20 protein-coding genes are annotated in these 21119 nt (G+C 48.3%); 9 read left to right on the top strand and 11 right to left on the bottom strand.

Features of this window, described 5'->3' with window-relative positions; genetic code table 11:
- Window positions 1–92: 92 nt before the first annotated feature.
- Both HUF13_RS05440 and HUF13_RS05435 read right to left on the bottom strand, forming a co-directional pair.
- Window positions 93–512, bottom strand: a complete 420-nt coding sequence (locus HUF13_RS05440) for an aspartyl protease family protein (protein ID WP_304038848.1) — start codon at window positions 510–512, stop codon at window positions 93–95.
- 29 nt (window positions 513–541) lie between these two features.
- The gene (locus HUF13_RS05435) at window positions 542–757 is read right to left on the bottom strand and encodes a hypothetical protein (RefSeq protein WP_173474177.1); all 216 of its coding nucleotides are present in this window, start codon (window positions 755–757) and stop codon (window positions 542–544) included.
- A gap of 176 nt (window positions 758–933) precedes the next feature.
- Here HUF13_RS05435 and mfd point away from each other — a divergent pair, with 176 nt between their 5' ends.
- Window positions 934–4332, top strand: coding sequence for a transcription-repair coupling factor (gene mfd / locus HUF13_RS05430; protein ID WP_173474176.1), 3399 nt, complete (start codon window positions 934–936; stop codon window positions 4330–4332).
- On the opposite strand, the gene HUF13_RS05425 is transcribed toward mfd, so the two are convergent.
- On the bottom strand, window positions 4297–5052 hold the full coding sequence (locus HUF13_RS05425) for a TatD family hydrolase (RefSeq protein ID WP_173474175.1): 756 nt from the start codon (window positions 5050–5052) through the stop codon (window positions 4297–4299). The genes mfd and HUF13_RS05425 overlap by 36 nt on opposite strands.
- 141 nt (window positions 5053–5193) lie before the next feature.
- Between HUF13_RS05425 and HUF13_RS05420 the strand changes: the two genes are divergently transcribed.
- Window positions 5194–5391, top strand: coding sequence for a hypothetical protein (locus tag HUF13_RS05420; RefSeq protein ID WP_014544972.1), 198 nt, complete (start codon window positions 5194–5196; stop codon window positions 5389–5391).
- 203 nt (window positions 5392–5594) lie between these two features.
- Here HUF13_RS05420 and HUF13_RS05415 read toward each other — a convergent pair whose 3' ends face one another.
- Window positions 5595–7115 (bottom strand): hypothetical protein, encoded by a 1521-nt coding sequence (locus HUF13_RS05415; protein WP_173474174.1) that lies wholly within the window; start codon window positions 7113–7115, stop codon window positions 5595–5597.
- Between the two features lie 131 nt (window positions 7116–7246).
- On the opposite strand from HUF13_RS05415, the gene HUF13_RS05410 reads away from it, so the two are divergent.
- The 6 genes from HUF13_RS05410 to HUF13_RS05385 all read left to right on the top strand — a co-directional run bounded on the left by HUF13_RS05410 (window position 7247) and on the right by HUF13_RS05385 (window position 12656).
- Window positions 7247–8317: a hypothetical protein gene (locus HUF13_RS05410; protein WP_173474173.1), complete on the top strand. Its 1071-nt coding sequence runs from the start codon at window positions 7247–7249 to the stop codon at window positions 8315–8317.
- Window positions 8318–8359: 42 nt separating this feature from the next.
- The gene (locus HUF13_RS05405; protein ID WP_088639692.1) at window positions 8360–8809 is read left to right on the top strand and encodes a hypothetical protein; all 450 of its coding nucleotides are present in this window, start codon (window positions 8360–8362) and stop codon (window positions 8807–8809) included.
- A 246-nt stretch (window positions 8810–9055) separates the two neighbouring features.
- Window positions 9056–9823, top strand: a complete 768-nt coding sequence (locus HUF13_RS05400) for a hypothetical protein (RefSeq protein ID WP_173474172.1) — start codon at window positions 9056–9058, stop codon at window positions 9821–9823.
- Between the two features lie 125 nt (window positions 9824–9948).
- Window positions 9949–11406: an Asp-tRNA(Asn)/Glu-tRNA(Gln) amidotransferase subunit GatB gene (gene gatB / locus HUF13_RS05395; RefSeq protein ID WP_173474171.1), complete on the top strand. Its 1458-nt coding sequence runs from the start codon at window positions 9949–9951 to the stop codon at window positions 11404–11406.
- A gap of 50 nt (window positions 11407–11456) precedes the next feature.
- The gene (locus tag HUF13_RS05390; protein WP_304038843.1) at window positions 11457–11837 is read left to right on the top strand and encodes a hypothetical protein; all 381 of its coding nucleotides are present in this window, start codon (window positions 11457–11459) and stop codon (window positions 11835–11837) included.
- 84 nt (window positions 11838–11921) lie between these two features.
- Window positions 11922–12656 carry an IMP cyclohydrolase gene (locus HUF13_RS05385; RefSeq protein ID WP_173474170.1) on the top strand — a complete coding sequence of 245 codons (735 nt, stop codon included), beginning with the start codon at window positions 11922–11924 and terminating at the stop codon, window positions 12654–12656.
- Between the two features lie 102 nt (window positions 12657–12758).
- On the opposite strand, the gene HUF13_RS05380 is transcribed toward HUF13_RS05385, so the two are convergent.
- The 5 genes from HUF13_RS05380 to HUF13_RS05360 all read right to left on the bottom strand — a co-directional run bounded on the left by HUF13_RS05380 (window position 12759) and on the right by HUF13_RS05360 (window position 18061).
- Complete coding sequence (locus HUF13_RS05380; protein WP_173474169.1) at window positions 12759–14150, bottom strand: GntR family transcriptional regulator; 1392 nt, start codon at window positions 14148–14150, stop codon at window positions 12759–12761.
- Between the two features lie 3 nt (window positions 14151–14153).
- Window positions 14154–15485 carry a methylenetetrahydrofolate--tRNA-(uracil(54)-C(5))-methyltransferase (FADH(2)-oxidizing) TrmFO gene (gene trmFO / locus HUF13_RS05375; RefSeq protein ID WP_173474168.1) on the bottom strand — a complete coding sequence of 444 codons (1332 nt, stop codon included), beginning with the start codon at window positions 15483–15485 and terminating at the stop codon, window positions 14154–14156.
- Window positions 15486–15604: 119 nt separating this feature from the next.
- Complete coding sequence (locus tag HUF13_RS05370) at window positions 15605–16060, bottom strand: hypothetical protein (protein ID WP_072828910.1); 456 nt, start codon at window positions 16058–16060, stop codon at window positions 15605–15607.
- 17 nt (window positions 16061–16077) lie between these two features.
- The gene (locus HUF13_RS05365; protein WP_173474167.1) at window positions 16078–17130 is read right to left on the bottom strand and encodes an IMP cyclohydrolase; all 1053 of its coding nucleotides are present in this window, start codon (window positions 17128–17130) and stop codon (window positions 16078–16080) included.
- 109 nt (window positions 17131–17239) lie between these two features.
- On the bottom strand, window positions 17240–18061 hold the full coding sequence (locus tag HUF13_RS05360) for a NifU family protein (RefSeq protein WP_173474166.1): 822 nt from the start codon (window positions 18059–18061) through the stop codon (window positions 17240–17242).
- Between the two features lie 78 nt (window positions 18062–18139).
- On the opposite strand from HUF13_RS05360, the gene HUF13_RS05355 reads away from it, so the two are divergent.
- Window positions 18140–18316 carry a hypothetical protein gene (locus HUF13_RS05355; RefSeq protein ID WP_173474165.1) on the top strand — a complete coding sequence of 59 codons (177 nt, stop codon included), beginning with the start codon at window positions 18140–18142 and terminating at the stop codon, window positions 18314–18316.
- Window positions 18317–18357: 41 nt separating this feature from the next.
- Here HUF13_RS05355 and glgC read toward each other — a convergent pair whose 3' ends face one another.
- Both glgC and HUF13_RS05345 read right to left on the bottom strand, forming a co-directional pair.
- Window positions 18358–19608 carry a glucose-1-phosphate adenylyltransferase gene (gene glgC, locus HUF13_RS05350; RefSeq protein ID WP_072828879.1) on the bottom strand — a complete coding sequence of 417 codons (1251 nt, stop codon included), beginning with the start codon at window positions 19606–19608 and terminating at the stop codon, window positions 18358–18360.
- A gap of 228 nt (window positions 19609–19836) precedes the next feature.
- A complete protein-coding gene (locus HUF13_RS05345) occupies window positions 19837–20910 on the bottom strand; it encodes a phosphatidylinositol-specific phospholipase C (RefSeq protein ID WP_173474164.1) in 1074 nt (357 codons plus the stop codon).
- Window positions 20911–21119 lie beyond the last annotated feature (209 nt).

The following is a 21119-nucleotide window of genomic DNA, read 5'->3' as shown; positions in this document are numbered from 1 at the left end:
ATTAATAATAATAGCTAAGAAAAATGTAAAAACATTTTTCTCTTGTGCTGATTTTATTTTGGATTGGAATTGTGGTGACAGTTTGTTTCAAATTATGCTGTTGTACTTTGTTTAGCCAAATCAATTTGAACGTAATCCGTTTTACCTTCGGAAGGGACTCTGAAAGAGAATGTTGTTACTCCGTTGAAGTTTGAAACGCAAAAATCACCCATTGTAATTACATCCATGCCAATAAGAACATCCCATGTTCCGCTAGAAATACCTTCTGTGACTTGCCGTAAAATTTTTATTCCGTTTGGGAGCGTTATTTCAATAATATATACTTGAACAATTGCAGATCCATTGACTCCAAGAGTCTCTGTTTGGCCGATGGGGACAAGACCAAGACTAAGTGCGACATTTTTTGTGATAACACAATTTGTAGCTCCGGTGTCCCACAATGCTATGAATTTTTTATCGTTTAGGGATGCAGGATCTTTTACTCCGACTTCATTTCTAAGGCAGTCTGCGATACCTGGGCAGGTTGTTGTGAATGAAGCCTTTATTCAAACCTCACGCAACTGGAGTTGAAAACTTCGATGTAGCCTTCACGTTTGTTGGACTTGCATTCCTGTATTGAAAATTCTCCCAGTTTAAATTTTGATATTGCGTGCTTGTATGCAGATGCAAGATCGTCATGGGCAGACTCTACGTTTTCATCTTTCAAGACAAGAAATTTACCCTTATACTTTGCGTAAAGGGTTTCAAGATTTTTCATGAAGAAATCGTAATTTTTTTTTATGTTGCTTATTGCGTCCATTTTTTATGACCTTACATATAGTAATATACAATAATTGTTGTTCGTCTGCAATTATCCGTAGTGTATAATCTACTTTTTTGAATTGCAATATTTGTTTCGGATGGTAGGCCGATTTTTTTTCTACATTTCCCTTTATGCTTACCATTTCGGAATTCCTTCAAGAAAATTCGTTCCCTGCGATTTCGCTTTTTGAAAATGCTGATAACGAGGCCATTCACGTCAATGGCGCATCGGTTCCGCTTGCCTCGATGATGGTTGCAAACCGATTCTTGAAAAGCCCGCAGAACATTCTGGTGATTGCGAAAGATTACCGCAGTGCCGAAGTTTGGGTCGAGAATCTCGAAAGCATGGTGGGCGAGGAGTTTGTTCGCTTTTTCCCGTCGCTCGGCTTGAAACCTTACGAAATCAAGGTGCCGTTCGAGGGCGTGCTTGAAGAACGTCTGAAGTTCTTCCGCGATGTTTCGCATACAGAAAAGCCATTTGTCGTCGTTTGTCCGCTTGATGCCTTCTTGATGAAACTCCCGGAGCCGGGCGAAATCATGCGCCAGGTGCATACGCTTCGCGTTGGTGATCAGCTGGAGCCTTCGTCTTTGCGCCCGTGGTTCCTTGATCATGGCTTTACGGAACAACCGATGGTGAGCGGCGTGGGCGAGTTTTCGATTCGTGGTTGCATTGTCGATGTGAACTGCTTGCTTTATCCGCATCCGATTCGTATTGAATTTTACGGCGACGAGATTGAATCCATCCGTGCGTTTGATATTTTCTCGCAGCGTTCGTTGGAGCAGATGACGCATATCGAGTTTTTCCCGATGGGTGAATTTACGGTGCCGGAATCGGTGATGGCGGGTGAGGAATGTTCTGCAGAATCGCTTTGGTGGCATCGTCCGCATCACCAGCGTTTGGTGGCAAGTCTCTTGGATTACATGCCGCGTGCATCGCTTGTCTTTGAAGAACTTTCGTTGCTTTCGGAAACTGCTTCGAAGATGTATGGCGCATTCCGCGGTGCTTACGACGAAGCCCGTGTGACGGATCCGGGAATGGCTCCGCCGAACGAACTGTGGTTCAAAATAGGTGAACTTTCGCGTTTGTTCGTAGGTCGTGCGTCGCTCGATATGACGCGTGTCAAAGTCGATGATGGCAACTGGCATGAAATGCACATGCGTCCGCAAGACTTTACGTCGAATGGTACGGACGCGGTTGCCAAAGAAATTGAAGAATTTTATGATAAGGGCGGCCGCGTTTATGTGATGGCGCAGACGCTTGGCGGCGTGAACCGCTTGCGTGAAATTTTTGATGGCTTGCCGGTCGAAGATTATTTTATCGGAAACTTGAGCGAAGGCTTTTGGCTCGAAGACGATAATGTCGCATTCCTCACGGAATCAAGAATTTTAAACCGCCATGCGAACAAGGCTCGTAAGCACAAGATTGCGGGCTCGGTGACGAATGCGTTGATGGTGGAATCGCTCAATCGCGGTGACCTCGTGGCGCACGAAGACCACGGCATTGGCCGCTACTTGGGCCTTGTCCGTGTGGAAGTGAATGGCGGTATGGTCGACTGCGCGTTGCTGGAATACGATGGCGGCGACCGTTTGAAGTTCCCGGTGTCGGACTTGCAAAAGATTGAACGCCTCGACCGTTCGGACGATGTGGAAACGAAGCTCGACCGCCTCGGCAGCAAAACTTGGGAAAACATCAAGAAGCGCGTCAAGGAAAAGGTCATCAAGATTGCGCGTGACCTTGTGGAACTTTATGCGAAACGCGAACTCGTCGAAGGTTTCGGTTTCCCGCCCGATGGCAACATGCAAAAAGAATTCGAGGAATCCTTCGAATACGATCCGACTCCGGACCAGTTGCGCGCTACTGCCGACATCAAACGCGATATGGAAAGCCGTCGCCCGATGGACCGCCTCATTTGTGGTGACGTGGGTTTTGGAAAGACGGAAGTTGCCATGCGTGCGGCGTTCAAGTGCATTGCCTCCAACAAGCAGGTGGCTATTCTCGTGCCGACGACGATTCTTGCGGCGCAACATTACGAAAACTTCTGCGAGCGCTTTGCTGCTTACCCGGTCAACATCGCCTTGATGAACCGCTACAAGAGCGCGAAGGAAAAGAAGGAAATTTTCAAGGAAATCGCTGCCGGCACGGTGAACATCGTTATCGGAACGCATGCGCTTTTGTCAAACAAGAGTGAATTCAAAGACCTCGGACTTTTGATTATTGATGAAGAGCAAAAGTTCGGCGTGAAGCAAAAAGAAAAACTCCGCCAGCTCCGCCTTGCTGTTGATACGCTCAGCATGAGTGCCACGCCTATTCCGCGTTCGCTGCACTTGAGCATGACGGGCGTTCGCGATATTTCGCTCATCAATACGCCGCCCATCAATCGCTTGCCGGTCGAAACCAAGCTGATGCAGCGCGATGACGAAGTCTTGAAAAATGCAATTCTTGATGAACTCGCTCGTGGCGGCCAGGTGTTCGTGGTGAATGACCGCGTGCAAACGATTACAAAGCTCGCCGAAGATATTGAAGCGATGGCTCCTGATGCGAAAGTTGCTGTGGCGCATGGGCAGATGGAAGACCATGAGCTTGAACGCGTGATGGATGCTTTCCTTTCTCGCAAATTCGATATTCTCGTGAGTACAAGCATTATTGAATCTGGCTTGGATGTGCCGAACGCGAACACGATTATCATCATGAATGCGCACCACTTTGGCATTAGCCAGCTTTACCAGATGCGTGGCCGTGTGGGTCGCAGTAGCGTTTTGGCAAAGGCGTTTCTCGTTATTCCGCAGCGTGGCGAAATCTCGCAGGAATCTATGCGCCGTCTCAAGGCTTTGGAGCAGTTTACCGACCTCGGCAGTGGCTACCAGCTTGCCATGCGCGACCTTGAAATTCGCGGTGCAGGGAACCTGCTCGGTCAGGAACAACATGGTTTTATTGCCGAAGTCGGCTTTGAAACGTATGTGCGTTTGGTGCGTGAAGCGGTGGAAATGCTCCGCGGTGGCGCTCTTGAAAAGCCGATACAACCCCGTGTGGAAATCGGTGTGGATGCTTACCTCCCCGAAGATTACGTGGAAGATGGCCTTACGAGAATCTCGCTGTATCAGCGCATTGCACGTATCACATCGCAGGCGGATGTGCAGAACATCGAAAGCGAACTGCAGGACCGCTTTGGCCCTGTGCCCACACCCGCGAAGATGCTTTTGCTCGTGACCGAACTGGGTCTATTGGCGGGCCGTTTGCGTATCCAGGGGCTAGCGCTCCGCAAGGGCGTTATTGTGGCGACATTTGCAGAAACGCCGTCGCCAGATCCGCGCGTGCTTGGCGAAATCAGCAGCCTTTGCACTTGTGGCATGCGTTACTTGGGTATGTCGCCGTTGCAGGCCGTATTCGAAGTCGGCCGCGGGACTCCCGTGGAAATGGCAAAAAAGACGCTCGAAGTGTTCCGAGCGTTCGCCAATATTCAAGTTCAGGCGGCGACTATACGGTCCGCAGACCCGTTACTCACGGCACTTGGCGTAGGCGAGCCGAACTGATTCCAGACGGTTTTCGAGAGAGTCAACGAGTTCTTTGGGATCCAAAAAAGATTCATCAGCATCGGTTTCAAAGAACACGCGTTCTTGCGGTATATGCGGGATGGCTGCCGCAGTCGATTTTTTGCGGAAACTTTCTTCGTGTAGTGAATAGAGCGCTCCGAAGGGGAGCGATTTTTTTACGAAATTTGTATCACCGCCGAATCTGTGGAAAATTGGGCGCGGAGCTTCTTGAAGTCGTGACAAGACGTGCAAATGTCCTGCATCTAGACTTTGTGAAACATCTTGCGGAAAGCCAGCTTCTGTCAGAAGCTTTAACACCCGCATGTAATCCCCAACGCAATGGATTTGCAAATCTCGTTTGAGTTCCAGGGCGAGTTCGGCTTGTGCTAAGAAAATTCGGTCTTGGGTTCCGTCTTCATAGCCTGGATACCTCTTATCGATCCCCGCTTCGCCGACCATGGCGATCTTATCTTTTTCCAAATAGTCGCGCAATTCCGCAAACATTTTGTCGTTTGCCTGCCATGCAAGCATCGGATGGATGCCGTAAGCAGCCTTAAAAGGCTTGATTTCTGTTGAAAATTCTTTTTTGAGCTGAGCGACCTCTTCCCATTCCCATGGTTCGCAGGCGACTGCAATAAAGTCATAGTTTTCATTGCAAAGCTGCTGCGTCAGTTGCTTTGGATGGGGTAATCGTGCCAAATGAATATGAAAGTCGAACATAATATCCCCCTGCATTCATAAAATACAAAGAAATAAGCTAATTTCAAAATTATTTGCTTGTTTTTTGGGGTAAAAAAGCCTAGTTTAAGTTTGTTGGTGCGCCAACCCAAGTTTTTTGAACATCTCATTAAAGGAGTCGCTATGCGCGATTTACTCGAAAAAGCTCTGAATAAAGGTTTGACTGTCTGCTTTACATCCGAAAATGGCTTTGATGTCATTCGAATTTCTTCCGGTAACGAAGTCGTTGCAAGTTGCAGCCTTGGATCGAATAGCTTCCGTGCTTCGGTCGAAGAATCTCTCCAGGCGCTTTTGCTCGACTTGGAACGCAAAGGCTTCTAGCGGCTTCGCCGCAGTTATCAGTCGGCAGTAGACAGTAGGCTGTAATTGCAAAAAAAATCCTGCGAGTTCATCGCAGGATTTTTTTGTATAGTCAATTTTTTTTTGACTTCTGTGAGCCATAAGCGCCCCGTCTTAACGGGGCGTGATGGCGAGAGCGAGGCGAAGACGTCGGTTCTATTTTGCGATAGAGCCGAGCGGTCTCCTTAGTTTATTCTACCAATCAAGTTGCCGGAGAGCATGAAGTCTTTAGATGCACCATAGCTGTGGAAGCCAGCGGAGAGCGAGAAACGGTCCGTAAGAGCCTTTTCGAGATAAAGAGCTCCGAGAACATCCTTGACATGCTTCGTCTTGCTACCAATAAAGTCGCTGTGGTTATGACGATTGTAAACGTATTCTGCTTCGAGAATCACGCGATCGACTGTCTTGAAGTTCATTTCGACACCACCGGTGAGCGGAGCGACGAGGTCGTTCGACATATCCATGAGGGCGACTTCACCGAATGCAGTGAGGAAGTTCGGGATAATTGGAGCGCGGACCTTCAAGGATGCGTTGTGGAAAACGTCAACATCGCTGTCGTGAACTTTGTCGAAGACATTGCTACGGTAAGCGAGCTGGATGTCGAACAATTCGAGACTCGGAAGGTCGTGGAAGTTGAACGCAAGGCGGAGGTCACCCTTGTTGAGGTAGGTTGCTTTGCTGATAAAGGAGATGGAAACGTCCAAGTTTTCGTTCGCGATGATGCCGAATTCAAGCTGGTTTTCCGGGTCCTGAGTGGAAAGGAATCCGTTCTTGTAACCATCGATGTAGCCACCGAAGTAATCGCCGTTCTTATCGGTGTTGTCCCAACGACCGAGTTTGAAGCTGAAGCGGCCCTTGCTCTGCTGAGCCCATGCTTCATCGAGAGAGAAGTAGTCTTCGGCGGAGCTCATATCATGGTGGACGTTGTCGGTCTTCAAGTCGCCGGGGTAGAAGGCGAGGGCAAGCTTGCCCTTAAAGTCTTTTGTTTCGGCGAGGATGGCAAAGTTGGCCTGGCCGCTCCACTTTTCGAGGTTGTCCGAATTTTCGTCATCTTCGGAGGTCCAGAAAACCTTGCCGGCTTCGAGTTCGAAGTCTGCGTTGATATCGAAATCAATTTCATTAACCGTGAAAACGGCGTTTTCGATCATTTTCTTTTTCTTGCGGGATGTTGTAGAAGCCGGTTCTGTGGCGGCAATTTCTGCCGGGGCTTCAGCCGGAACTTCTACAGCCGGAGCGGGTTCTGCAACAGGTGCTGTTTCGGCGACCGGAGCTTGTTCTACAACTGGAGCGGGTACCGGTGTTACGGCGACAGGGGCTTCTGGAGCCTTGACTTCGGCAACCGGAGCGGTTTCAGCCTTCGGAGCTTCCGGTGCAATTGCTGGAATAATCGGTTCGGCGGCGGCCTTTGCTTCTGCTGCTGTTGCTTCGACTGCGGCAGTTGCTTCGGCCTTGGCGGCTTCCGGAGCGGCTACTGCGGTTGCCTTTGCATCTGCTGCGGCAGCCTTTACGTCGGTAGCGGCTTTGGTTGCGTCTTCCTTGGCCTTTTCAACTTTTGCTTTTTTCTTTGCCGTTACGGCCTTAGCCTTAGTTACGGCAGCTTTAGCTTCTACTGCCGGTTTTTCGGTTGCAGCCTTAACATCTTCTGCCGACGGTGCTGCGAACACGGATGCCGCAAGCAGGCAGCTAGCAAGAAACATTTTCTTCATTTTCGATCTCCTTGGTGTTAAACTCGTGTTTAAATACTCATTTAAATGTTAGTAAAATTAACATAATCTTTTTTTTACTACATATAATGCCTCCATTAATCTAATTTAAATATCCAAAATAGGAGATTGTTTTGAAAAAAAACTTGTTGGTGGTGTTGTTTCTTTGTTCGGCGAGCGCTTTTGCCCAAATGAAACTGGATGTCTATAAGAAAATTAATGGAGAGATTGATGAAAGACGTTCGTTAGGATACCTGACGTCTTCTGATGCCGTCAAGGAGCTCCCGATTCCCAAAGACCGTATTGAACACGAAAGTTTTGTGGATGTGCAAGAAAAAGTTCGTGGTGCAAATGGAAAAATGCAGATGGTCACCAAGAAACAGCGTGTTGTGACTTACGAAGAAGTGGAACCTAAGGTTCCGCCTCGTTATGTGCCGGTGAATTGCAAGTTTGGCGACGTTTGGGTGAAGCGTTCGGAACTGGACCGCTTTATGCAGGAATACGCGGACTTAAGCGGCGAATACGTTTCTGAAACGGGACGCGTGGTGTTGAAGAGTTCTCCGAGTAACGCTAGCCGTTTTAATATCATTGTGCAAAACGGCAAGGACGAAGACGTTGCCGAAATCGAGATGGGTAATCTTGAAAAGAAGAATATCAACGGTCATGCCCGCTTTGTTTATAAGGAAGAAGGTTGCGCTGTTGGTGTTGATGTGTTTAACCGCGTTGTCCGCGTGGCTCAACATGGTTGCGAAGATTACAATGTAGGTGGTTACACGCTTGCTGGTAACTATCCGACATTTAAAGGGAACAACCGCATTGTCGAGACTTTTAATTTGGATTCATATACGTTCTCTTATCCGAAATATTTGTGGTGTGCAAGTGGGTTTGATACTTGCGAACCGTTGAAGGACGATCATGGCGTTGTGAACATTACGTGGAGCAAGGATGGACATGGAACGGTTGAACGCCGCGCCGGAAATTCTGTGCATACGTACCGCGCCATGGAACGCGTAATCCCGCACAAACGAGATTATTATATGGGTGAAAAGCCAATCGCTCTCAAGACAAAGCGCACGGACATGAGTGGGGAATGGATGAATTGGTATTTCTACCCGAGAGCGGGGCGTTTCAAGATGATGCGTTCCGGTCAGCGTCATGACGCCGCTTACATGGAAATCTACGAACCAGTAAAAGAAGATGATTAAGAGTGGGCTCCGCCCAAGCCCGTAGAATTGTTGCAGAAGGTTATGATTAAGTCGATTGAACAGAGTCGCATTTTGTTTTTGGATTCGGGGCCGCTAGTTCGGCTCTTGCAGATGCATCCGGATTATTACCCGATAGTTTCTGGCGTGTTGGACGGTGTCTATGAGAACAATGTACAAGTTCTCGTTTCTTCTGTGACTTTGTTTGAAATTTGCAAGAAAGCGTATGGCGCAAATGATGGCGTGCTTGCTAGGCAGTACCGCGAATTTTTCGAGAAGTCTGCAAACGTTCGCCTTTGTGAAGTGAATGCCGATGTGTCACTCAAGGCGGCCGAGCTTTTTGCTGCTGCGGCTCGCACGAACCACAAGCTGACCGAAGCGGAGTCGCTGCGTCTTGCAACTGCGTTTGTGAATGGCGCCGACTGCATTCTCACCGAATGCGCAAATTTCCGCGATGCTACCGATGCGCTCGTCGTTACGCTGGACGAAATTTAAATCAGAACATTTTTGAATATTTCGTTGCCAATGCCCACATCATAAGTGAGGGTTCGTTTGTTTAATGCCTCAGTTTGCTTGAATTCTTCGATTCTTGCCCAAGCTCTAGGCTTTATGAACAATGTTTTTTTTTGAATTGGATTATGGCATCGCCTGTTGAAAGATTTTATTGGCGTGGTCTTGCTGTTTGTTGTTTTTCAAGTTATGGAATTGTATTTTATAGAATAGTTAATTAGGGGATATTTTATGATGGGTCTAATAACTTGCAACCATGTTTTTTCTTTGGCTTTATTAGCCTTGCTATTTATCGGCTGTTTCGATAACAAAGATGAATCGCAAAATTTGCCTCAAACGGAACAGCTCGTGCAAAAGAATAGAAAGTTTGTAATGTCGGAAGAGTCGAAAAATCGCCTGCGAGAAAACGCGCAAAAACAGATTGAAGAGCGGGAACGGATTAAAAAGCTTAATCCACAAACGGAGGCGAAAGAAGAGAAAAAAGAACCTCGTCGCATTCAAACATTGCATTCTGCTGACGAATGTTACCGCGCATGCTATGCGGCGAAGATTCTTGAACAAAAAGATGATTCGATTGTTGGTCTGAATGTGCGTCCTCTTGCGTACGAATGTAAAAAATCTTGCCGCCCTTTTGAAAATATCATTCCAATCAATGCGTGTAACAGGGCCTGCCTTGCTGCGGGTGATGAATTTATTCTACGGTCGAATTACATTATGGACAGCACGACTTTTGCAAGATTTGTTCTAGAAATTTGCGATGAAACTTGTCCGTGCGCAAATCGCTTTGATTCTTTGGCGTATAAAAAAGAAATTCGCCACATTTTAGACAGCCTTGTGCGTAAAGAGGATATGGATAGCGTTGTCTTTGCCAAATTCAATGAAGCTGTAAAAAGAGTTAGGTGTAGAAAAGGTTTTGGCCGCAACAAGCATTGTTCAGAAATATTGATGGAATACGACGAAAATCGTGCTAAGGCTCTAGAAAATTGCCGTCAGCAATAAGAACCCCAACCACGAATAGACTATTCTTTTGGAAGCTCGATAATAAAGCTAAAATCCTTCCTACTTCCTACTTCCTACTTCCTACTTTTTCTATCTTTTCCGCGTAAAATTTATTGGAGTTTAACATGTCTAATTACTGTCCTGTTATTGGTCTCGAAATCCATTGCCAGCTCGCCACTAAGACAAAGATGTTCTGTGGCTGCGAGATTGAAGTGAACACAAGCCCGAACAAGCACGTTTGCCCTGTTTGCCTCGGTATGCCGGGTGCAATGCCGGTGCCGAACAAGAAGGCTGTGGAATATGCCATTCGCTTGGGTCTCGCTCTCAACTGCGAAATCGATTTGAACGCCATGTGGACTCGTAAGAACTATTTCTACCCGGACCTTCCGAAGGGTTACCAGATTACGCAGACGGGTGGACTTCCGGTGTATGACCATCCGATTTGCAAGAACGGCTGGCTCGAAATTGTGAAGGCCGACGGCACCAAGAAGCGCGTGGGCATTACCCGTATCCATATGGAAGAAGACGCCGGTAAGCTCATCCATGACATGAGCCCGTCCCAGAGCCATTTCGACGCAAACCGCTGCGGCACGCCGCTTTGCGAAATCGTGACCGAACCGGACATCCGTAGCCCGGAAGAAGCCGTGCTCGTCTTGAAGAAGATTAAGCAGACGCTCGAATATACGCGTGTTTCCAACGCCAACATGGAAAACGGCAACATGCGCTGCGACGGTAACATTTCTCTCCGCGCATCCGAAGACGCTCCGTTCGGTATCCGCGCCGAAATCAAGAATTTGAACAGCTTCACGAACCTCGAAAAGGCTCTCTACTGCGAAATGAACCTCCAGGCATCGACGCTCGATGCTGGCAAGGAAGTCGAACAGTGCACCAAGCGTTACGACCCCAACGCCGACAAGACGATTGTGATCCGCAGTAAGGAAGACGCACACGACTACAAGTACTTCCCGGAACCGGACATGGTTCGCCTTGTGACCGATCCGGCATTTGTTGATGAAATCCGCCGCACGCTTCCGGAACTGCCGGATGCCCGCCGTGAACGCTTCATGAAGGACTTCGGTGTTTCTGAATACGACGCCCAGGTACTGACCGAAGATCGCGACGTGAGCGAATGGTACGACACCGCCGCCAAGAACTGCAAGAACGGCAAGGTGCTTGCTAACTGGGTCATCACGGAACTCCTCGCCAAGATGAAGGACCTCGAAGGTGGTCTCTCCGCTCTCAAGATCAAGCCGGAACAGCTCTGCGCTCTCGTGAACCTCATTGCAGACAACACCATCAACGGTAAGATTGCAAAGACCGTGTTTGCCGAAATGTTCGAAACGGGCAAGGATCCGGAAACGATCGTGAAGGAAAAGGGCCTTGTGCAGGTGACCGACACCGCCGCTATCGAAGCTGTGGTTCGTGAAGTCTGCGCTGCTAACGCCGCCCAGTTCGCTGAATTCAAGGCTGGTAAGGTTGCACTCAAGGGCTTCTTGGTCGGCATGACCATGCGCAAGTCCGGCGGCAAGGCTAACCCGGGTCTCGTAAATCAGATTCTTGACAAACTCGCTAAGGAAGGGTAATAAGACGAGGGAATGCCCGCTACGGCGGGCTACAGACGAGAGACGAAAGAGTGTTTTTTTCGAATTCGAGAAATCGTCATTGCGTGCCGCATAAGGGCGTGGCAATCCAGGGTGGTTCTTTGGGGACCATCCTTGTCTTGGCGTTTGCACTCTTTTTTGCCGCTCCATCTTTTGCAGCCGATAAACTCGACAGGTACGATAGCACTCACACGAGTACGCTCAACATGACTGACGAACAGATTGAGAAGGTGTTCGGCATCGACAGTACCAAGTTAAAGCAAGGCCCGACCTTGCAGGAACTGAACGAAGAAAATCCGACTTACGTTAAGCGCGAATACGATCACAAACAGCAGGTGGTTGTGGGTAGCGTTATCATGTTCTGCGTGACCCTTGCGATGGTCCTGATGAATAATTACAATCCAAAAAGGTAGTTATGAGTTAGAAGTTGCTAGTTACTAGAATTTCATTTCTAGATTTACTAGTAACTAATAACTATTAACTAGTAACTAATAACTATGAATTACACAGAAGAAGCAAAACAGAATTTCAACGACCTCTCCAAGAACCCGTACCCGGGCCGTGGCATTGTGCTTGGCACGAGTGCCGATGGCAAGTCCTACGTGCAGGTTTACTGGATCATGGGCCGTAGCGTGAACAGCCGCAACCGCGTGTTTGAAATCGAAGCCGACACTGGTTTTATGAAGACCAAGGCTTTCGACGAATCGAAGCTCACGGACCCACACCTCATCATTTACTATCCGGCTCGCCATACGAAGGACGTGCAGATTATCACGAACGGCGACCAGACGGACACGATTTACAATGCTATCAAGCTTGGTGGTACGTTCGAAAGCGCTCTCCGCACTCGTCAGTACGAAGACGATGCCCCGAACTTCACGCCGCGTATTTCCGGCATCCACTACAAGAATGCTGAACCGGCTATCTACAAGCTCTCCATTCTCAAGAGCCGCAACAACAGCGAAGATGCTGGCTGCGAACGCATGACGTTTGAATTCGAAAAGGCTCTCCCGGGTCTCGGTCACTTCATCAGCACGTACGAAACGGACGGCAAGCCGATTCCGTCTTTCAACGGTTTCCCGAAACTCATGCCGATTTTTGACAGTGCCGAAGAAACGCTCAAGGCTTACTGGGACGCTCTGAACGTTGACAACAAGGTCTCCTTGATGGTCAAGTGGATTGACCGTGAAACCTTCGAAGCCAAGACGATTATTGTGAATAAGAACGTATAGCTATGAACTCGCTCCCGGTGGTCGCTTTGAGCGCGTTCGCCGGAGGCTCACTTTGAGGTATGGGGTGCATTAGCACCCGTGCCCATACCCCATAGCCCAAACCTACTTCTCAACGACCTGCCCCAGAATTTGGTGCAGGCGTTTTTTATTCCCGAAGCCATCGGGATTTTCGATGTAGTAGAATATCTGCTTGATAAGCGCGCTGGTGTTGAAGTCGTAAGATGCGATGCGCAACAAGTAGCTTTCGGCGGAGTTATCGAATCCGAGTACGTTCGGGTCGGTCTTTTCACCGGGCAAAATGCAATTGCCCTCATCGCTTATTTCGCTGAAAAGCCCTGCAACTTCGTCATTGACGCAAACCCAGCAGTTGCAATCCGGCGGGACGTTCTGTACAAATTGCAAAAGTTTTTTCTTGACAAGGTTGCGCGCATATATTTCGACGGAAAGTCTTGAAACTTTTGCTCTTGCGATTTCCTTGTAATCCCACGGGCTTGCGTATTCATCGTCGGTAAATTCAAGAACTTCGAGTCCTGAATTTTTGAGTCCAGTCAAGCGGTCTTTGGACCATGAACTGTTGTGGTACGGCGAAAAATAGCAGACCTTCTTGAATCCTTTTTGCAAAAGGTATTTGCCCATTTGCTGGCCTGGAATTTCGCCGAAAGTCGAGTTGAAAAACGCCCAATTATTTTTGCTTAAAAAGCGTGGCGGGATGTTTGGCAGCGGGTGTTCCCACCACACAGAGACGGGATACTTCACACCGTAAAAAAGTTGCAAAAGCGCATGCGGATTTTGCACAAGCAATGTCGAGAGCACAGCTCCGATGGCATTCGGATAATCCGTCAGGCGGCAGACTTTTCCGCTGCGGTCGATGAGTTTTCCGCTCTCTTCGTTGATGCCGAGCAAAATGAGTTTGAAATGCTGCTCGCCGGCGGTCTGATAAACTAAACGTAAAAAGTCGAGCTCGCGTTCGCTTTCGGCGGTAAAGCCGCCCCACGAATTGCATCGAGTGACAAACAAAATCTCGCTAAAGTTCTTGACCGTTTTCGTTTTGTGCGGGGAGGCGAATGCGTACAAACGCCCTCTGCGGACGAGAATTCCCTGATTGACCTTATGAATCAAGAACTTGCGGAGAATCGTTTGAGAAACGTTGTAGCGATCGGAAAGTTCCTTGGCCAAAGGCAAATTCTTGTTCGGATCGAGAAATCCCTTTTCCCAGTCCGTAGAAAATTCTCTTTCGAGTCGCTCGATGACTGTTTCGTGATGGACCGTTTTCGAAAGTTTTTGCGCAAGGTCGTTGGCGTCAGGGGCCTTGCCCCAGAAAAATCCCTTGCCTCGGATGCTGTAAATGAGACTTTCTTCAGAGAGTTGCTTGAGCACGCCCTGAATGGTTCCCGACGAGACGCCAAACGTTTTCATCAGCTTGCGTACGGATGGGAGCATTTCTCCATCTTTCAGCTCTTGCTGCAAAATCGCTTGTTTGATCTCGTTACGCATATTTTATGCCATGTTACGGGCGGCAATCCATTCGCGGACAGCGCGTTCTGCGTTTGCCGCGAGGATTTCTTTTTTGTTCTTTTTCTTGAGGCCGTCTTGGTGGGGGAGGAGGCCGAAGTTGAAGTTCATCGGCTGGAAGTCCTCGTTTTCTTCGACAAGGCGGTTCATAAGTGCGCCAATGCAGCTCTCTTCCGGGAGCGGGTCGGAGTGTCCGTGCAAAATTGTTTGCGCCATGTTCCAGGCGGCATACCAGCCTGTAGCTACCGCTTCGGTGTAGCCTTCGGAACCTGTAATTTGGCCTGCGAACCATGTCGGCGGAATGCCCTTCGCGCAATCGAGTTCCGGGCGCAGGCGAAGCGTTTTATCGAGAAACTTTGGCGATTCGATGAACGTGTTGCGGTGCATGCAGCCGAGACGCGCGAATTTGGCGTTACGCAGAGCGGGCACCATGGTGAAAATTTCCTTTTGCGTGCCCCACTTGAGGCGCGTCTGGAAACCGACCATGTTGAACAACGTCTTCTGCTTGTTTTCGGCACGGAGCTGGATCACGGCGTACCACAAATGGCCGTTGTTTCCAAGCCCAAGCCCTATCGGGCGCATGGGCCCGTGGCGGAGAGTTTCGTAGCCACGACGCGCCATTTCTTCGACAGGGAGGCAACCTTCAAAAAGTTCTTTCTTCTCGAACGGGCGAGGTTCCGTAGCTTCGGCTTCGCAGAGCTTGCGCACAAATTCAGTATAAGTTTCCTTGTCGAGCGGGCAGTTGATAAAGTCTGCGGTTTCGCCTTTTTCCCAGCGGTTGCGGTAGAAGGCGTGATCAAAGTCGATGCTGTCTGTTTCGACCACTGGCGCAATAGCATCAAAGAAATGCAGGCGGTTGCTGCCAAGGCGCTTGAAAATATCATCGGCGAGGGTGTCGCTTGCCAAAGGTCCCGCGGCAACAAGCGTCGGGCAATCGCCTTCGAGACTCGTTACTTCTTCGCGGTGCAGCGTAATGTTCGGAAATTCTGCAATCTTCTTTTCGACAAGTTCGCTAAAAATGTCGCGGTTTACGGTCAGGGAATCGCCTGCGGGGACTGCTGCTTCGCGCGCGCATTCCAGCAAAAAGCTTCCGAGCATCGTAAGTTCCGCTTTTAAAAGGCCGTGAGCGCTTGTAATGCCCAAAGCCTTGAAACTGTTTGAACAGACGAGTTGGGCGAGGTGTCCGTCCCTGTGTGCTGGCGTCTGCCTGTTGGGGCGCATTTCGTACAAATCAACTTGAAAACCACGGCTTGCCAATTGAAGTGCCGCTTCGCAGCCCGCAAGACCGCCACCAATAACACGTACTCTATTGCTCATAACTTTCAGTAATTAGTGGTTGGTGATTAGTGGTTAGTGGTTAGAAATAGCAAAAAACATCTTGATTTCTGCGATCCTGTTTACTAATCACTGTTTACTAATCACTGCGGCAACGCCGCTTAGTTCACTACAATTTTCCGGTAGCTCTTCGCGTTTCCGATCCAGAGCTTGACCAACAATTCTTCAAGGGATGCCGTGCTTACGCATTCCGGGTCCGCATCTTGAATTTCGTCTGAAATCAAGTTCGCCTGGGTCAAGTTTAGCATGCCGTAGTACAAAGCCTCCAACAACTGCGACAAAAACTCGGGCGAAACTCTTGCAACGGATTCCATGTCATTCAACGGAGGAAGTTGCGTCTTGTCCGGCTGGAATTGATCCAAGTTATCCATTGTCCACATGTCGGTTGCCTTGCTCATTTCGGGCGATGGCGCAATACCCGTCAACTTGGAGCGGTACTCGTTCCATTCTTTGGCGGTTGTCTTACCGGCTTTGCGAACAGACTTCAAGAAAGAGAGGACCGCGTAGTAGAGGTCCTTCTCTCTTTGGTTTGTTTCTTTTTGAGAAACTGGAATCATTCTTACCTTATAGTAAATTAGTGACGGAAGTGGCGCATTCCGGTGAACACCATCGCAATGCCGAACTTGTCTGCAGATTCGATGGAAAGGTCGTCCTTCTTGGAGCCACCTGGCTGAACAATGTAGCGAACGCCAGCATCGTGTGCGGCTTCGACGTTGTCTGGGAACGGGAAGAAGGCGTCAGAACCCATAACAACTTCGCCAAAGACCTTCTTTTCGAGAGCTTTGAGGCCAGCTTCGTTCACGAGCTTGCCGTTTTCGTCGAAGAATTCCTTTGCTTCCGGGAGGCGAGCTACGTTGTCACGAACGCGCGGCTGGCAGAGGCGGAGGTTCGAGTCGATGCGGTTTGGCTGGCCCGGGCCAAGACCCATCACCTGGAAATAACCCGGCTTGTATTCGTAGCACATTACGATAGCGTTGGACTTTGTATGCTTGGTGACGAGCCAAGTGAAGCGGGCGAGGTCTTCCTTGTTCTTCGGGAACTGAGCCTTTGTGACGCATTCGAACTTGTCCCAAGTACCGATGTCGCGGTCCTGGACGAGCATGCCGCCAATCACGTGCTTGTAAACCTTGCAGGCTGTAGCCTTCTTGATTTCGCCGACTTCGAGGAGGCGAATGTCCTTGGACTTGTTCTTGAGGAATTCGAGAGCGTCGTCATCGAATGCCGGAGCGAGCAAAATTTCAACGAACTTGCCCTTGAGGAATTCGGCAGTTTTAAGGTCAACCTTGCGGGTCACAGCAATCACGGAACCAAAAGCGGATACCGGATCACCAGCCCAAGCGGCTTCCAAAGCTTCGCGGAGCGTTTCACCCGTTGCAAGTCCGCACGGGTTCATGTGCTTCACGATTACAACAGCGTTGCCATCGCTAAATTCGCGAGCCATTTCGAGGGCGGCGTCAGCGTCAACAATGTTATTGTAGGAGAGTTCCTTACCCCAGAGCTGCTTTGCAGAAGCGAGGTTTGCTTCGGTGCAGGTCGGGTCGCGGTAGAACACGGCAGACTGGTGGGAGTTTTCACCGTAGCGCATCGGCTGCGGGTCAACGAATTTCAAAACGAGTTCTTCGGACATATCATTTCCTTTGTGGATTTTTCCGAAGGAAATATAGAAAAAATGCCCACGCACGGTGGGCATAAAACTAATAACCAATGACCAACGACCGATAACGATCGACTGTCAATTAGAACAAACTAGCAGGCGGATTGTAGTCATCCAAGCCCGGCAAGTCCGGATTCTGCGGAATGTTGGCGAGCGGATCTTCTGGTTCAACGATCAAGTTGTAATAGACGTTATTCTTCAGCTCGTCTTCGATGTAGAAGAGCGTGCCGCCCATAGCGCTACCGCAACCGGCACATGCGCCTTGATAGCGGATTTGCAAACGGTTATCGTCGGTGAGGTCGAGAATCTGGATGTCGCCACCGTCTCCTTGGAGCGTTCCGCGGACGGTCTGGTGGAGCCATGCTTCGATTTTTTCAATTTTCTGAGCCTTGGTGAGCGCATTCCATTCGGTATCTGCTTCGGCACGGCCTTCGGCAGTCTGCGTGCGGTACTTGATGCGCTCCATCTTCTCGCGAACGATAATGGCGGTGGCCTTCTTTTCGGGGTAGACCTCTAAAACTTTCGCGATGAGTTTGTTCATCTGCTTGATTTCCACGGCATCTTCCGGGATGGCTCGCACGTTTGGCGTGTCGCGCAATTCTTCTTCAAGGCTTTCGGCGGTAGTCTTGCAAGCGTCTTCGACTGTTGCCATTTGAATCTTGCGGCAGAACGAGTCGGCAAGGGCGGTAAAGAGCGGACCACCGTACGTGAAAAATCTTGTTTCCAGAATCTTGTCACATTCTGGGTCAATCATCAAGTAGACTTTGAGGCTTGCTTCCTTGACGTCAACAAGGGCAAGGCCCTTTTCATCGGCTTCAATCTGGAAAATCGCTCCGCGGTACTTGGGAGCTTTAGCAATATCTTGTAACTTCTGAGAAAATTTTGCGCTTTGTTCTTCGTTCATGCGAGCAAATTTAGAAAAAATGGGGGAGCTCCCCAGCTCGGAGTGGATGCTTTCAGCATCAGCAATTACGGCTCAGCTATGTTTGCACAAGTGCAACCGCAGCATTCGCCTTTGATGCTTTTGACGCCTGCGGCGTCTGCGGCGTCACTCGGTCATGAACGCCTACAAGTAGTCGTTCGCGACTCTCGTTTTGCACGCTACTGCGAAGAATATGCCTTGGCCGACGCTTTTTTTGCAATGAAAAAAAATCCTTGATTATATAATCAAGGATTGGTGTTAAAAAATATTGAAAAAAATTACGCTTTTATAATTGTATCCTTGGCGAGGACGACGATGCCGGATTCGGTCACGTGGAAGAGCTGCTTGTCGCGTTCCAAATCGTAACCAATCTGGAAACCGGCCGGAATATGCAAGCCCTTTTCAACGATAGCGCGGCGCACCTTGGCACCCGGACCAATCGTCACGTTCGGGAAGAGGATAGATTCTTCGACCAAAGCATCCTTCTGGATGGTCACGCCCGGCGAAAGAATGCTCTTTACGACCGTACCGCCACCGATAATGCAGCCTGCCGAAACGATGGAATCCACAGCTGCGCCCTGGTGTGCGTTGTTGTCGCCGGCAAAGAATCTTGCAGGCGGCTGGTTCCAGTTGAACGTACGGATTGGCCAGTAGTTGTTGTACAGGTCGAACGGAGGATTCTCGGAGCAAAGGTCCATGTTAGCTTCGAAGAAGGCATCGAGCGTACCCACATCGCGCCAGTAACCCTTGGTAGAAGCCTGTTCGCCGCGAACAATGTTCGTGTTGAAGTCGTAAACGTAAACCGGATATTCCTTGTACAAGCGCGGAATGATGTGCTTGCCGAAGTCCGTTGCACCGGAGCTTGCGCCCTTCAAAAGTTCACGCACGAGGAACTTGCTCGTGAAAAGGTAGTTACCCATGCTGGCAAGGCACCAACCCGGACGGCTCGGCATCTGCTTCGGTTCCTTCGGCTTTTCTTCGAAACCCACCATGCGGTTGTCGGCATCCACTTCGATAATACCGAATTCGCGGGCTTCTTCGACCGGAACCGGAATGGCGGCAATCGTGAGGAGTGCTGCGCGGGAAAGGTGGAAATCAATCATCTGGTTGATGTCCATCTTGTAAATGTGGTCGCCACCGAAAATCGCTACGAGATCCGGGCGTTCGTCGGTAATCAAGTTGATGTTCTGGAAAATGGCGTCGGCGGTACCGCGGTACCATTCGTCACCCGTACGCATCTGGGCCGGAACGAGGTCCACATATTGGTCAAGGCTAGCGTTCAAGTTCCATGCGGCAGAAATGTGCTTGTTCAGCGAATCGCTCTTGAACTGCGTCAAAACCTTGATCTTGAAAATGCCGGAGTTGATGAAATTGTTGAGAACGAAGTCGATAATGCGGTAGGTTCCACCAAAGTGGACGGCGGGCTTTGCACGGTCGCGGGTGAGGGGCTGCAAGCGGCTCCCTTGACCGCCAGCCATGATCATGCAAAGGATATTCTTTTGGTGTTCTCTTGAGTATGACCAGCTCATGAAATTCCTCTGTAAATTCGAATTAGTAATAATCGCCTATAAAATACCATTTTTTTTGCAAAAAACATTCTTAAAAATGATTTTTTGTTAAAAAAAACAAACTTAAATGGGGCGGGGGGTGGAAAATTTCTGTCAGAATATGTAAAAACGAAAAAGTCTGACACTCACTTTAGAGTAACAGACTTTGGAGTAATAAGTAAAAATGAATATTTGACTTATTAGCGATATCTAAAAATTAAGGCTTATTATGCCTTCGATAAGGTCTTTTCCTGGGAAATCGGCCATTATCATTCCGACATATTTTTTGAATTCTTTCCCTTTTCCTATTCTTTCTGCCGAAAGAATGTTTGTTCCTTCAAACGCTATAGAGCATACTGTGAATACTATTTTGACACAGCCGATTCTTGGAAAATCGACCCAACTGTTTTTCCATCCTGGGGTTGTTCGACCTGTAAGAAGTCGAGGTGCGTTTGTTCCAGGACTTGATTGACCACTGGCTACAAAATAAGGAAATGATCCTCCCGATCCAGAAAGAAAATTGATGAATGTTTTTCGATTAGATGGATCTGAATTATTTGCGTTTGTCAGATGATCCTTGACTTTTGTCCATTTATCATACAAATCCCAATTGGTGCTTAAGTGATATTCATCCTGTATTTCGAAATTGTCTGGCCAACGAACTCCGTAGGTGCCTTTGGCATCGAATTTTTGAAGGACTACGATTTTACCTCTTGTTTCGGACAATTTGGGATTTGTTTTATTAGTACTTTTATTCGGATTCCAGAATAAATTAGAACGAGGTTCCCAATAAGCAATTTTAAATGTATCCTCAAATGAACGAGTTACTTTTTCTTCGTTATGCTCTTTTTGTATTCGCATGAAAATTGTTTCAGAAGGATTCGTTTCTAGAAATTCCTGAACGGTGTCGAGAACATCTCCAAAATAAGCGTTCTGAAAAACTACTCCATGGTGGATTGCGAAAATATCTGCAATATGGCGACAGCGAATGTCTAATACGCGGATGCCTGAATTTAGTTGTTCCAATAAATTGACTGATTGACATTGAACGGCATCGCCACCATAAAAAGCCATCGTGTCGTGCGTGCCCGGAAGGGACAAATCACTCATTCGAAAATTGTTGTTGAGTTTTGACATCCAATTTGTCTTTTCTAGATCGATATTTCCATCATGACAATAGCCTGCTGGACGTGGGCCATCTGCACATTTGATATTGCTTTTCGCGTTTAGCTTTGAATGAACGACATGCGAATCGTCTAAAGAATTTGTTTCTAGATCTGCCATGTTCTAATTGGTCTCCTGTTTTGTTATATTGTGAATTTAAAATTATTTTATTTGAAATTGTCTTGAATCTTAAGGGAAAATAATCAATAGTCATTACACTTTTTTTGTAATAATGAATAACTTAATTTTCTCTTGTTATTCATATAATTAATTGCTTGTTTTTTTACAATTACTCATTAATTTATTTAAAATTATTATTTACGTTATGT

Source organism: Fibrobacter succinogenes, from assembly GCF_902779965.1.
Lineage (GTDB): Bacteria > Fibrobacterota > Fibrobacteria > Fibrobacterales > Fibrobacteraceae > Fibrobacter > Fibrobacter succinogenes_F.
This window is presented reverse-complemented; position numbering and strand designations above follow the sequence as displayed.

What these genes read in the sequence shown, in the direction of transcription:
- glgC (WP_072828879.1), bottom strand. Translation starts at nt 19,608, where the DNA reads ATGAGCTGGTCATACTCAAGAGAACACCAAAAGAATATCCTTTGCATG.
- HUF13_RS05365 (WP_173474167.1), bottom strand. Translation starts at nt 17,130, where the DNA reads ATGTCCGAAGAACTCGTTTTGAAATTCGTTGACCCGCAGCCGATGCGC.
- trmFO (WP_173474168.1), bottom strand. Translation starts at nt 15,485, where the DNA reads ATGAGCAATAGAGTACGTGTTATTGGTGGCGGTCTTGCGGGCTGCGAA.
- HUF13_RS05435 (WP_173474177.1), bottom strand. Translation starts at nt 757, where the DNA reads ATGAAAAATCTTGAAACCCTTTACGCAAAGTATAAGGGTAAATTTCTT.
- HUF13_RS05405 (WP_088639692.1), top strand. Translation starts at nt 8,360, where the DNA reads ATGATTAAGTCGATTGAACAGAGTCGCATTTTGTTTTTGGATTCGGGG.
- HUF13_RS05385 (WP_173474170.1), top strand. Translation starts at nt 11,922, where the DNA reads ATGAATTACACAGAAGAAGCAAAACAGAATTTCAACGACCTCTCCAAG.
- HUF13_RS05370 (WP_072828910.1), bottom strand. Translation starts at nt 16,060, where the DNA reads ATGATTCCAGTTTCTCAAAAAGAAACAAACCAAAGAGAGAAGGACCTC.
- HUF13_RS05415 (WP_173474174.1), bottom strand. Translation starts at nt 7,115, where the DNA reads ATGAAGAAAATGTTTCTTGCTAGCTGCCTGCTTGCGGCATCCGTGTTC.
- gatB (WP_173474171.1), top strand. Translation starts at nt 9,949, where the DNA reads ATGTCTAATTACTGTCCTGTTATTGGTCTCGAAATCCATTGCCAGCTC.
- HUF13_RS05355 (WP_173474165.1), top strand. Translation starts at nt 18,140, where the DNA reads ATGTTTGCACAAGTGCAACCGCAGCATTCGCCTTTGATGCTTTTGACG.
- HUF13_RS05360 (WP_173474166.1), bottom strand. Translation starts at nt 18,061, where the DNA reads ATGAACGAAGAACAAAGCGCAAAATTTTCTCAGAAGTTACAAGATATT.
- HUF13_RS05420 (WP_014544972.1), top strand. Translation starts at nt 5,194, where the DNA reads ATGCGCGATTTACTCGAAAAAGCTCTGAATAAAGGTTTGACTGTCTGC.
- HUF13_RS05345 (WP_173474164.1), bottom strand. Translation starts at nt 20,910, where the DNA reads ATGGCAGATCTAGAAACAAATTCTTTAGACGATTCGCATGTCGTTCAT.
- mfd (WP_173474176.1), top strand. Translation starts at nt 934, where the DNA reads ATGCTTACCATTTCGGAATTCCTTCAAGAAAATTCGTTCCCTGCGATT.
- HUF13_RS05400 (WP_173474172.1), top strand. Translation starts at nt 9,056, where the DNA reads ATGATGGGTCTAATAACTTGCAACCATGTTTTTTCTTTGGCTTTATTA.
- HUF13_RS05380 (WP_173474169.1), bottom strand. Translation starts at nt 14,150, where the DNA reads ATGCGTAACGAGATCAAACAAGCGATTTTGCAGCAAGAGCTGAAAGAT.
- HUF13_RS05425 (WP_173474175.1), bottom strand. Translation starts at nt 5,052, where the DNA reads ATGTTCGACTTTCATATTCATTTGGCACGATTACCCCATCCAAAGCAA.